An 11,266-nucleotide genomic window follows, 5' to 3' on the forward strand; every position below is an offset into this window, starting at 1 on the left:
ACAGGACCGTGAAACAACTTTGCGCCGATGATAGTGCTGCAACCAGTGTGAAAGTAGGTTATCGTCAGGCTTGTTATATAAAAAAACCCCGCATCAGCGGGGTTTTTTTTCGTCTGCGGCATTCATCGGTCTAGATGCCCCAGGTGATGCTTTCACCTTCTGCCTTGGCCGAGCGCAGCATTTCCATCAAGGGATAGGCGCGCTGGGAAAAATGCACTTTTTGCGCGCGCGCGTGGGCGCCCGTTTCACCGTCTTCCAGTGTCTCCGGCGTATGCGCATCGTGCTCGATGTCATTTTCCGGATGCAGTTTGCTTTCCGCGACTTCTTTTTCCAGCAAGGTCAGGGCGTCGCCCGCTTCCGCCGGCGTGATGACGCCGCGCGTGGGATTCTTGTGCAGGATGTCGAGGATACGCTGGGCATGTTCCTGGTACATCAGGACTTCAGGGGCGGATTTAGATTTGAATGAGATCAACATAAGCGCTTTCTGAAACTTGTTGTTAGTGTCGAAACAATATCACGACTTGAAATGTCACACAGGCCGTCCGATTGTCCGGATTGCACATTTGCAAGCCGGATACGGCCATCTGTTGGACAACGCACGTATTTACAAGAGCTTGCCGGCCGTGAACATACCCGTTTAAGCGAGCGTTAAGCCTCAATCCAGTTTCACTGAGTCCATGAAAGTGTCGATGGTTTCACGCGACAGCTTGCTTTCCTCGCCGACAATGATGATCTGGAAGATGTGCTTGTCCTGTGCCACAAAGCGGCCGACCAGCAGGACTGGCTTGCCTTGCTGCGTCCCCGTCGCCTCGATAGCCAGTGAGCTGCGTTGGTGGCTGCCGGCCGCCGTGCTGCTGGCTGCCGACGCCAGCTTTTCGCTGCGCACGACGCCATTGATATTTTTCAATAGTGCCGTTTTCATGACGGGCAGGGCCGCTTGCGCCTGTTCTGAGCTGTCGAGAACAGCGTTGCCGATGGCGAAGGTATTGCCGTCGATTTCGCTGGCCGTCATGGTCAGGCTGACTTTCTTGCCATCAAGGTCAATTTCGCGCGTCAGCACGGCCGGTTTGCTGGGAAACAAGGCCGTGAACCGGGCGTCGGGGCTGCGATAGTCGCGCCAGTCGAATTTCGGGCTGCAGGCGGACAGGACGCTGGCAGTGGCGAGCGTCGCCAGAATGCAGGCAAGTGATGTTTTTTTCATCAGACGATGGTAGCAGCGTCGCCCGTCGTGCGCAATCGTGCGCGTGTGCGCGCTCCTATATTTCACGCAGCACGCGCCGGTACTGGATCGCTTCGGCAATATGCGGATGCGCGATCGTGCTGCTGCCTGCCAGGTCGGCGATGCTGCGAGCCACGCGCAGCACGCGGTGATACGTGCGCGCCGACCAATGCAGGCGCAGCATGGCACTGTGCAATAGCCGTTCGCCATGCGTTTCCAATTGGCAATATTGCGTAATTTCCGTGTTACTCAGGCGCTGGTTCGATTTTCCCTGGCGCGCCAACTGCAAGGCAAAGGCGGCCGCTACCCGCCCGGCGATGCGCTGCGTGCATTCGGCGCTTGCCGCTTGCCGGCCCAGCAAGGCTGGCGGCAGGGCGGCTACTTCGATTTGCAAGTCGATGCGGTCAAGCAGCGGCCCGGATAAGCGGCTGTGATAGCGCAACACGGCGTCGGCGGTGCAGCGGCAGCGGCCTGAAGCGTGGCCCAGATAGCCGCAAGGGCAGGGATTCATGGCCGCGATCAGTTGAAAGCGCGCGGGGAATTCAGCCTGGCGGGCCGCCCGTGAAATATTGATAAGGCCCGACTCCAGGGGCTGGCGCAAGACATCGAGCACCTTGCGGTCAAATTCGGCGATTTCGTCGAGAAACAGGACGCCGCAGTGGGCCAGCGAGATTTCACCGGGCCGCGGGACATTGCCGCCGCCCACCAGCGCCACGCCCGACGCCGTCTGATGCGGGGCGCGATAGGGACGCCGCTTCCACTGTTCCACCCTGAAGTGTCCGCCCAGCGAGTGCACGGCAGCCGATTCCAGTGCTTCCTCGTCGCTCATCGGCGGCAAGATGCCGGGAAAACGGCTGGCCAGCATGGTCTTGCCTGCACCGGGCGGCCCCACCATGAGGACGTTATGACCGCCTGCGGCCGCCACTTCCAGTGCGCGCCGCGCCTGCTGCTGCCCTTGCACGTCGGCGAAGTCAGGGTACGGAGAGGTGGCCACCGGCAGCATGGGTTGGTGGCGCTGCAGCGGGGTCTGGCTGGCCGGCGCGGCAAAGTGCGCGCAGACCTCGAGCAAGGTGTGCGCGGGATAGATGCTGGCGTTGCCGACGAGGGCCGCCTCGTCGGCATTTGCGTGCGGCAGGATAAAGGCGCGCGGCAGGCCAGCTTTACTGCGTTGCATGGCAAAGGTCATGGCCAGCGCACCGCGAATGGGGCGCAGCTGTCCCGACAGCGACAGTTCGCCGGCAAATTCATAGTGGTGTAATTGTTCGCCCGGCAATTGGCCGGAGGCGGCCAGAATGCCCAGTGCGATGGGCAGATCGAAGCGTCCAGATTCCTTCGGCAAGTCTGCGGGCGCCAGGTTGGCCGTGATGCGCCGCGCCGGCATTTCGAAGCCGCAGTTTTGCAGCGCGGCCCGCACGCGGTCGCGCGATTCTTTCACTTCCGTATCGGGCAGGCCGACGATGGTAAAAGAAGGCAAGCCATTGGCAAGGTGGACTTCGACATTCACCTCGGGCGCCTCCATGCCGGCCAGGGCACGGCTTTTCAGGACTGCCAGACTCATCAGACCCCCTGCACCGCGGACGCGGGCAGTACCAGTCTAGCCCTTGCAACAGCCTGAAGCTTGATGTGTGCCAGCAAGGCTGCCGATTGCGGCGCCTTGCCTGCGCTGAATTAAGCCTTCGGGTCGTTCAGGCGAGTTTCCAGTTCGATCAGGCGCAATTCCAGTGCATCGAGCTTGGCGCGGGTCTTGGCCAGCACTTGTGCCTGGATATCGAATTCTTCGCGCGTGACCAGGTCCAGGCGGGCGAAGCCCTGGGTCATCATCGATTTGACATTTTTCTCGATATCCTTGGCCGGCGAGTTCTCGATGGCCTGGTGGATCTTGCCTTGCAAGTCGTTAAAGAAGGTATTCATGTCCATGGTCTGTCCTTTTATGGTGCGGCATGTGCATCGCACCATTGCGGTGCACAGCAGTGTTAATCTGGTGCGAAAATAGGCAAATCCACAACGCCTCAACAGCGTATTCCCGCATGCCCAGCGGCGTGCAGGGTATGTATGGACGGAAATGCACCTGTCAAGGTGGCAATATAGCTGGCACGCATTCTGCTATAGAAGTGATGAACGCTTTGTGATCTCCAGCCAAGATTTTAAACCTCAACCGCTTTAAAAGTTCAATAAAAGGGAATCGCCATGAAGAATCTGTCCAAGAACATGACTTTAGCAGCCGCATTGACGTTGGCCATGACCGCCCTGAGCGGCAGCGCCATGGCCCAGGATGCGGCTGCGGCGGCACCGGCTGCGGCCGAGGCCGTGCCCGACAATGTGGTGAGCTACAACGTGGCGCTGACCAGCGATTACCGCTACCGTGGCATTTCGCAAAGCCGTCTGAACCCGGCCGTCAGCGGCGGTGCCGACTATACCCATAATCCGACGGGGCTGTATGTGGGCACCTGGTTGTCGAGCATCAAGTGGATCAAGGACGGTGGTGGCGATACCAATCTGGAATGGGATATCTACGGCGGCAAACGGGGCGAGATCAGCAAGGATTTTACCTATGACGTGGGCGGCCTGTACTATTTCTATCCCTCGAATGGCTTGAGCACCAATGCCAACACCTTCGAGCTGTACGGCCAGCTCGGCTATGGCCCCGCCTATATCAAGTATTCGCACTCGACCACCAATCTGTTTGGTGTCGCCGACAGCAAGAACAGCGGCTACCTTGACGTGGGCGCCAACGTGGACGTGCATGATGGCTACACGCTGAACCTGCATGCCGGCCGGCAGAAAGTCGCGCACAACGATTCCCTCAGCTACAACGATTACAAGATCGGCGTGACCAAGGACTTTGGCGTGGTGACCGTTGCACTGGCGGCCGTGAAAGCCAACATCACGTCGTTGGCGCCCAACGGCAAGAATCTGGCGAAATCCGGTCTCGTGCTGACCGTGTCCAAAACCTTTTAAGCGAGACTGCCATGAAAATGATTACTGCAATCATTAAACCGTTCAAACTGGACGAAGTGCGCGAAGCCTTGTCGGCTATCAATGTGCAAGGCATAACCGTCACCGAAGTCAAAGGCTTCGGCCGCCAGAAAGGTCACACGGAACTCTACCGTGGCGCCGAGTATGTCGTTGATTTCTTGCCAAAAACCAAGATTGAAGCGGCCGTCGATGACGCCATTGTCGACCAGGCCATCGAAGCGATCGAAGGTGCCGCGCGTACCGGCAAAATCGGTGATGGCAAGATTTTCGTCTACAACCTGGAACAGGTTATCCGCATCCGTACCGGTGAAACCGGCAACGAAGCGCTCTAAGGGGAATATTGATGCCTAAAAATATAACAAAATTGCTCGCCGGGATAGCCTGTCTGTGTGCGTTTGGCTTCGTCACGCCGAGCTTTGCCGATGCCCCCGCCAAGACGGAGGCGGCCACGACTACGGCCGTTGCCGCCCCCGCCGTCACGCCGGTGCCTGACGCCGCGCCCGCTGCCGCCGCTCCGGCCCCGGCTGCTGCCGCGCCAGCAGCAGCCCCCGTCGCCAACAAGGGCGATACCAGTTTCATGATGATTTCCACCTTGCTGGTGATCCTGATGACGATTCCTGGCCTGGCCCTGTTTTACGGCGGCCTGGTGCGTTCCAAGAACATGCTGTCGGTGCTGATACAAGTGTTCATGGTATTCGCGCTGGTGATCGTGCTGTGGTGCATTTATGGCTATTCCATTGCCTTCACGGAAAAAAATGCCTTCTTCGGTGGCTTCGACCGCCTGTTCCTGAACGGCATCTGGGATCCGGCCAAGGGCACGTTTGCCGCCGCCGCCACCTTCAGCAAGGGCGTCGTCATTCCCGAGTTCGTCTTCGTGGCTTTCCAGGGCACGTTTGCCGCCATCACCTGCGCGCTGATCGTCGGCGCCTTTGCCGAGCGCGCCAAGTTTGCCGCCGTGCTGGCCTTCGTCGTGCTGTGGTTCACGTTCGCCTACCTGCCGGCCGCTCACATGGTGTGGTTCTGGACCGGTCCTGACCTGATCACCAATGCCGCCACTTCGGCCAGCGAAGCCCTGAAGGCGGGCTGGATCTGGCAAAAAGGCGCGCTGGACTTCGCCGGCGGTACCGTGGTGCACATCAATGCCGCCGTTGCCGGCCTGGTGGGCGCCATCATGATCGGCAAACGCGTCGGTTATGGCCGCGAATCGATGGCGCCGCACTCGCTGACGATGACCATGATCGGCGCTTCCTTGCTGTGGGTGGGCTGGTTCGGCTTCAATGCGGGCTCTTCGCTGGAAGCGGGCGACGTGGCGGCATTGGCTTTCGTCAACACCTTGCTGGCAACGGCCGCCGCCACCCTGTCGTGGGTATTTGGCGAATGGATCACCAAGGGCAAGCCCTCGATGCTGGGCGGCGCCTCGGGCGCCGTCGCCGGCCTGGTGGCGATCACCCCGGCGGCCGGCTTTGTCGGTCCGATGGGCGGTCTGGTAATGGGCTTGCTGGCCGGTATCATCTGCCTGTGGGGCGTGAACGGCCTGAAACGCCTGATCGGCGCCGACGATTCGCTCGACGTCTTCGGCGTGCATGGCGTGGGCGGTATCCTGGGCGCCTTGCTGACGGGCGTGTTTGCGGCACCGCAACTGGGCGGCCAGGGCATCTTCGACTATGTCACCAACAAGATGTCGGCCGACCCGTACTCGATCGGCCATCAGGTGTGGGTGCAGGCGCAGGCAGTCGGCACGACCATCCTCTGGTCGGCCCTGGTCTCCATCGTCGCCTATAAGCTGGTCGACATCGTCATCGGCTTGCGCGTGCCGGAAGAAGAGGAGCGCGAAGGTCTCGATATCACCAGCCATGGCGAGCAAGCTTATCATGGCTAAATGATAATTATCTGGTGTGCCAGCGCTGCGGCGCGGCATGCCAGACTGGAAAAGGCGCCTCCTTGAGGCGCCTTTTTTTCGTTATGGGAATGGAAAAGGTCTTTAAAACAAGGCTTTTGCCCCGATTTGGGGTACTTACACGGTAATATAGTCGGCAGTTCTGTGTGCTTTTTTGAATACTGCACATAATTTAAGGATGTAACTATGGTTCCCCATCTCGTCACGGCCCTGACCGGACCGCTGCTCGACCTCGAAAAAAAGATTCTGGCAGCGACGCCGGCCATTGAGCGCTGGTTTCGCATGGAGTGGCAGGAGCACACGCCGCCCTTCTATTGCTCGGTAGACTTGCGCAACGCCGGCTACAAGCTGGCCCCTGTCGATACCAATCTGTTCCCTGGCGGTTTCCATAACCTGGCCACGGAAATGCTGCCCCTGTCCGTGCAGGCGGCCATGGCCGCCATCGACAAGTATTGCCCGGATGCCCGCAACCTGCTGATCGTGCCGGAATTGCACAACACCACGCCGCAGTACCTGCAGAACGTGGCGCGCCTGATGCAGATCTTCCGCCAGACGGGGCTGCACGTGCGCTTCGGTTCGTGGTCGCCCGACATCACCCAGCCGACGCCCTTGGCGTTGCCGGATGGCAACATGCTCGTCATCGAGCCCCTCGTGCGCCTGAACAATGGCCGTCGGCTGGGCTTGAAGGATTTCGACCCGTGCACGATTCTGCTGAATAACGACTTGTCGGACGGCATCCCCGATATCTTGCAAAATATTCATGAGCAAAGCCTGTTGCCGCCCTTGCACGCGGGCTGGGCCTTGCGCCGCAAGAGCAACCACTACACGGCCTACGATGAAGTGGTGAAAAAATTCGGCAAGATGATCGATGTCGACCCGTGGATGCTCAATCCCTTCCACGCCAAGTGCAGCGACGTCAACTTCCAGGAAGGCGAGGGCGAGGACGCGCTGGCCGCCAGCGTCGACGTGCTGCTGGCCAAGATCCGCAAGAAATACAAGGAATACGGCATCAAGGAAAAGCCGTTTGTCATCGTCAAGCCCGACGCCGGCACGTATGGCACGGGCATCATGACGGTGCGCGACGCCAGCGAAGTGCGCGACCTGTCGCGCAAGCAGCGCGACAAGATGTCCATCGTCAAGGACGGCAAGGTCGTCACGGACGTGATCATCCAGGAAGGCGTGCCGACCTTCGAAAGCATCAAGGATGCCGTGGCCGAGCCGGTCGTCTACATGATCGACCGCTATGTGGTGGGCGGTTTCTACCGCGTGCACGCGGAGAAGGGCGTCGACCAGAACCTGAACGCGCCCGGTTCGCAGTACGTGCCGCTGGCGTTTGCCCAGCAGCACGCCGTGCCGGACTTGAAGGCCAAGCCGGGCACGGCCGCGCCGAACCGCTTCTATGTGTATGGCGTGGTGGCGCGCCTGGCCTTGCTGGCCGCCTCGCTGGAAATGGAACGCACGGACCCGAATCCCGAGGTGTATTGATCCATCAAGGAGACGTGCCGGGCGCGGCGACCACTGCGCCCGGCGATCTCGGCTAGAATCAGGCATTACCCAGGCACCCCGATTGGACCGACTCATGAAAATTGCATTCCTCGCCGACCCGCTGGCAGGCTTCAAGACTTACAAGGATTCCACCTTCGCCATGATGCGCGAGGCGGCCAGGCGTGGCCATGCCGTGTATGCCTTTGAACAGAAGGACATGGCGCTCGAGGAAGGTATCGTCACGGCCCACGTGCAGCATATCGAGCTCACGGGCGACGGACACGACTGGTACAAGGTGGTATCCAGCGAAGAAGTGCGCCTGTCGGCCCTGGACGCCATCATCGAACGCAAGGATCCGCCGTTCGACATGGAATACGTGTACGGCACGTATCTGCTGGAACTGGCGGAAAAGCAGGGCGCGCGCGTCTTCAACAAGCCGTCCGCCATCCGCGACAACAATGAAAAGCTGGCCATTGCCCAGTTTTCCGAATTCACCTCGCCGACCCTGGTGACGTCGAACGAAGCGCGCCTGCGCGCCTTCCACGCCAAGCACCAGGACGTCATCTTCAAGCCGCTCGACGGCATGGGCGGCACGGGCATCTTCCGCGTCAAGGCCGATGGCCTGAACCTGGGCGCCATCATCGAGACGCTGACGGACAACGGCGCGCAAACCATCATGGCGCAGCGTTTCATCGCCGATATCGTCAAGGGCGACAAGCGCATTCTCGTCATCGGCGGCAAGCCGGTGCCGTTTTCGCTGGCGCGCATCCCGCAGGCGGGCGAAGTACGGGGCAACCTGGCGGCCGGCGGCACCGGCGTGGCGCAGCCATTGACGGCGCGCGACCTGGAAATCGCCGAAAAGCTGGGCCCCATCCTGGCCGCGCGTGGCCTGATGCTGGTAGGATTGGACGTGATCGGCGACTATTTGACGGAAGTCAATGTCACCAGCCCGACCTGCTTCCAGGAAATCATGCAGCAGACGGGTTTTGATGTGGCCGCCATGTTCATCGATGCGGTCGAACACGGTGTTGCGTCCGCGCAGCAGCGATAACAGGCGAAATGACTATGGTAGGGATATTGCTCATGACACACGCACCGCTGGGACAGGCGTTCATCGCCGCCTGCGCGCATGTGTTTCGCGGGCCAACGGAACGTTTTGAAGCCATCGACGTCGTCGCCGACCAGGATCTGGCGGAAGTGCAGAAGCTGGCATCGGAAGCCATCTGCCGCCTCGACGACGGCTCCGGCGTGCTGGTGATTACCGATGTGAAGGGCGGTACGCCGTCGAACTGCTGCAACAAGCTGGCCGATGCGGGCCGGGTGGAAGTCATCGCCGGCATCAGCCTGCCGATGCTGCTGCGCGCGATCACGTATCGCCGCGATACGCTCGACGTGGTGGTGGAGATGGCGCTGGCCGGTGCGCAAAGCGGCGCCGTGCGTGTCGATAACCGCATTCGCGTGGGCGAATAAGAGAGTGAATGGCCGCCGCCTTGAAGGCGGCGGGTTTTATAGGCCAAGATTGTCATCAGCGTAGTGCATTCAGGGATAGAGACCATACAAAAATGATTCAAAAAGAACTCGAAATCATCAACAAGCTGGGATTGCACGCACGCGCCTCCGCCAAATTTACCCAGTTGGCCGCCAAGTTCAAGAGCGATGTCTGGCTGACCCGCAACGCGCGCCGCATCAATGCCAAGTCCATCATGGGCGTCATGATGCTGGCTGCCGGCAAGGGCGCGAAAGTGACGCTGGAAGCCGAGGGCGATGATGAGCAGGCATGCGTCGACGCGCTCACCGCCCTGATTAACGACAGGTTTGGCGAAGGCGAGTAATGCCCGCCGAACGCAGCCGCAGCCGCATTCCGACAGGTCAACCCATGGCATCCTTCACGCTCCACGGCATCCCGGTTTCCCGCGGCATCGCCATCGGCCGCGCGCACCTGCTGGCGCCGGCCGCCCTTGACGTCAAACATTACCTGGTAGCCCAGGAACAGATCGAAGCCGAAGTACAGCGCCTGCAAAACGCCATCGCTACCGTTCACAAGGAACTGCAAACCTTGTGGAACGATTTGCCCAAGGATGCGCCCACCGAACTGGGCGCCTTCATCGACGTACACGCGCTGATCCTGTCGGACCCGATGATTTCCGAAGCGCCGCTCGACATCATCCGTTCGCGCCACTACAACGCCGAATGGGCGCTGTTGACGCAGATTGACGAATTGTCGGCCCAGTTCGACGAAATCGAAGACCCGTATTTGCGCGAACGCAAGGCCGACATCCAGCAAGTGGCCGAGCGCGTGCTGAAGGTCTTGCTGGGGACCGAGCAGCTGCTGCCGAAAGCGGCCACTGCGGACGAGTTGGTGGCGCAGATGATCGTGGTCGCCCACGACATTTCTCCGGCCGACATGCTGCAGTTCCGCGACCGCTCCTTCATCGGTTTCATCACCGACGTGGGCGGGCAGAACTCGCACACGGCCATCGTCGCGCGCAGCCTCGATATCCCCGCCGCCGTCGGCATGTCGCAGGCGTCGATGCTGATCGAGCAGGACGACTGGCTGATCATCGACGGCGACGCCGGCGTCGTTATCGCCAACCCCAGCGCGCTGGTGCTGGAGCAGTACCGCGAGCGCCAGGTGGCCATGCAGCGCGCGCGCAAAAAGCTGGGCAAGCTGAAAAAGACGCCGGCCGTGACCAAATGCGGCACGCCCGTCACCCTGCTGGCGAATATCGAACTGCCCGACGATTGCGCGTTTGCGCTGGAATCGGGCGCCAGCGGCGTGGGCCTGTTCCGTTCCGAATTCCTGTTCATGGGCCGTGCCCACAAGATTCCCACCGAGGACGAGCAGTTCGAGGCTTACCGCAACACCGTGCAGTCGATGAAAGGGCGCGTGGTGACCATCCGCACGCTCGACATCGGCGCCGACAAGCCGCTCGACCAGTCCGAGCACACGGCCCTGAACCCCGCCCTGGGCTTGCGCGCCATCCGCTATTGCCTGGCAGAGCCGCAGCTGTTCCTGACGCAGCTGCGGGCGATTCTGCGCGCCTCGGCCTTCGGCAAGGTGCGCATCCTGATCCCGATGCTGGCGCATGCGTTCGAGATCGACCAGTCGCTGGCCATGATCGCGCAAGCGAAGGCCAGCCTGCGCGAGGAAGGCGTCAAGTTCGACGATGAGGTCGAAGTGGGCGCCATGATCGAGATTCCCGCCGCCGCGCTGGCGCTGCCCATGTTCGTCAAGCGCATGGATTTCCTGTCGATCGGCACGAATGACCTCATCCAGTACACGCTGGCCATCGACCGCGTCGACTATGAAGTGGCGCATTTGTACAATCCGCTGCATCCGGCCGTGCTGCAACTGATTTCCATGACGATCGCCGCCGGTCACAAGGCGGGCATCGACGTGGCCGTCTGCGGCGAGATGGCGGGCGACGTAAAGCTCACGCGCTTGCTGCTGGGCATGGGCTTGCGCGAGTTTTCCATGCATCCGGCCCAGCTGTTGGCGGTCAAGCAAGAGATTCTCAACAGCGATCTGGCCCTGATTGCACCACAAATGCGCAAAATTATGCGTTCGATGGAGCCAAATGTGATCGCGGAAGCCGTCCAGCAACTGCAGCTCATGTAAACTGTCACCTTAAGCATCAGGACACATCGCGCGCGGCAAGATGTGTCCTGGTGTTAAAGTTGCAGCACCT

12 protein-coding genes are annotated in these 11,266 nt (G+C 60.7%); 8 read left to right on the top strand and 4 right to left on the bottom strand.

Translation table 11 applies throughout. The features are described from left to right. Nucleotides 1–130: 130 nt before the first annotated feature. The 4 genes from AC07VI_RS27670 to AC07VI_RS27685 form a co-directional block, all read right to left on the bottom strand. The gene (locus AC07VI_RS27670; protein WP_492992415.1) at nt 131–475 is read right to left on the bottom strand and encodes a DUF1840 domain-containing protein; all 345 of its coding nucleotides are present in this window, start codon (nt 473–475) and stop codon (nt 131–133) included. A gap of 180 nt (nt 476–655) precedes the next feature. Next, nucleotides 656–1,201: a hypothetical protein gene (locus AC07VI_RS27675; protein ID WP_226936269.1), complete on the bottom strand. Its 546-nt coding sequence runs from the start codon at nt 1,199–1,201 to the stop codon at nt 656–658. Between the two features lie 55 nt (nt 1,202–1,256). Continuing rightward, nucleotides 1,257–2,777 carry a YifB family Mg chelatase-like AAA ATPase gene (locus AC07VI_RS27680; protein ID WP_086144971.1) on the bottom strand — a complete coding sequence of 507 codons (1,521 nt, stop codon included), beginning with the start codon at nt 2,775–2,777 and terminating at the stop codon, nt 1,257–1,259. A gap of 110 nt (nt 2,778–2,887) precedes the next feature. Then, nucleotides 2,888–3,136 (bottom strand): accessory factor UbiK family protein, encoded by a 249-nt coding sequence (locus AC07VI_RS27685; protein WP_035824443.1) that lies wholly within the window; start codon nt 3,134–3,136, stop codon nt 2,888–2,890. Between the two features lie 270 nt (nt 3,137–3,406). On the opposite strand from AC07VI_RS27685, the gene AC07VI_RS27690 reads away from it, so the two are divergent. The 8 genes from AC07VI_RS27690 (at nt 3,407) to ptsP (ending at nt 11,196) form a co-directional block, all read left to right on the top strand. Continuing rightward, nucleotides 3,407–4,177, top strand: a complete 771-nt coding sequence (locus AC07VI_RS27690) for a TorF family putative porin (protein ID WP_086144970.1) — start codon at nt 3,407–3,409, stop codon at nt 4,175–4,177. Nucleotides 4,178–4,188: 11 nt separating this feature from the next. Then, the gene (locus tag AC07VI_RS27695) at nt 4,189–4,527 is read left to right on the top strand and encodes a P-II family nitrogen regulator (protein WP_010393464.1); all 339 of its coding nucleotides are present in this window, start codon (nt 4,189–4,191) and stop codon (nt 4,525–4,527) included. A gap of 11 nt (nt 4,528–4,538) precedes the next feature. Then, entirely contained in the window at nt 4,539–6,074 is a 1,536-nt protein-coding gene (locus AC07VI_RS27700) for an ammonium transporter (protein ID WP_492992419.1), read from the top strand. 204 nt (nt 6,075–6,278) lie between these two features. Beyond that, complete coding sequence (gene gshA, locus AC07VI_RS27705) at nt 6,279–7,577, top strand: glutamate--cysteine ligase (protein WP_077399358.1); 1,299 nt, start codon at nt 6,279–6,281, stop codon at nt 7,575–7,577. Between the two features lie 94 nt (nt 7,578–7,671). Beyond that, entirely contained in the window at nt 7,672–8,628 is a 957-nt protein-coding gene (gene gshB / locus AC07VI_RS27710) for a glutathione synthase (RefSeq protein WP_086144968.1), read from the top strand. Nucleotides 8,629–8,642: 14 nt separating this feature from the next. Continuing rightward, nucleotides 8,643–9,047 carry a PTS sugar transporter subunit IIA gene (locus tag AC07VI_RS27715; RefSeq protein ID WP_029496035.1) on the top strand — a complete coding sequence of 135 codons (405 nt, stop codon included), beginning with the start codon at nt 8,643–8,645 and terminating at the stop codon, nt 9,045–9,047. Nucleotides 9,048–9,139: 92 nt separating this feature from the next. Then, nucleotides 9,140–9,409, top strand: a complete 270-nt coding sequence (locus AC07VI_RS27720; RefSeq protein ID WP_010393142.1) for an HPr family phosphocarrier protein — start codon at nt 9,140–9,142, stop codon at nt 9,407–9,409. A gap of 44 nt (nt 9,410–9,453) precedes the next feature. Then, nucleotides 9,454–11,196: a phosphoenolpyruvate--protein phosphotransferase gene (gene ptsP / locus AC07VI_RS27725; RefSeq protein ID WP_086144981.1), complete on the top strand. Its 1,743-nt coding sequence runs from the start codon at nt 9,454–9,456 to the stop codon at nt 11,194–11,196. The last annotated feature ends 70 nt before the right edge of the window (nt 11,197–11,266 follow it).

Source organism: Janthinobacterium sp. GW821-FHT03A03, assembly GCF_059421435.1.

What these genes read in the sequence shown, in the direction of transcription:
- gshA (WP_077399358.1), top strand. Translation starts at nt 6,279, where the DNA reads ATGGTTCCCCATCTCGTCACGGCCCTGACCGGACCGCTGCTCGACCTC.
- AC07VI_RS27715 (WP_029496035.1), top strand. Translation starts at nt 8,643, where the DNA reads ATGGTAGGGATATTGCTCATGACACACGCACCGCTGGGACAGGCGTTC.
- AC07VI_RS27690 (WP_086144970.1), top strand. Translation starts at nt 3,407, where the DNA reads ATGAAGAATCTGTCCAAGAACATGACTTTAGCAGCCGCATTGACGTTG.
- AC07VI_RS27675 (WP_226936269.1), bottom strand. Translation starts at nt 1,201, where the DNA reads ATGAAAAAAACATCACTTGCCTGCATTCTGGCGACGCTCGCCACTGCC.
- AC07VI_RS27695 (WP_010393464.1), top strand. Translation starts at nt 4,189, where the DNA reads ATGAAAATGATTACTGCAATCATTAAACCGTTCAAACTGGACGAAGTG.
- AC07VI_RS27670 (WP_492992415.1), bottom strand. Translation starts at nt 475, where the DNA reads ATGTTGATCTCATTCAAATCTAAATCCGCCCCTGAAGTCCTGATGTAC.
- AC07VI_RS27680 (WP_086144971.1), bottom strand. Translation starts at nt 2,777, where the DNA reads ATGAGTCTGGCAGTCCTGAAAAGCCGTGCCCTGGCCGGCATGGAGGCG.
- AC07VI_RS27720 (WP_010393142.1), top strand. Translation starts at nt 9,140, where the DNA reads ATGATTCAAAAAGAACTCGAAATCATCAACAAGCTGGGATTGCACGCA.
- ptsP (WP_086144981.1), top strand. Translation starts at nt 9,454, where the DNA reads ATGGCATCCTTCACGCTCCACGGCATCCCGGTTTCCCGCGGCATCGCC.
- AC07VI_RS27700 (WP_492992419.1), top strand. Translation starts at nt 4,539, where the DNA reads ATGCCTAAAAATATAACAAAATTGCTCGCCGGGATAGCCTGTCTGTGT.
- AC07VI_RS27685 (WP_035824443.1), bottom strand. Translation starts at nt 3,136, where the DNA reads ATGGACATGAATACCTTCTTTAACGACTTGCAAGGCAAGATCCACCAG.
- gshB (WP_086144968.1), top strand. Translation starts at nt 7,672, where the DNA reads ATGAAAATTGCATTCCTCGCCGACCCGCTGGCAGGCTTCAAGACTTAC.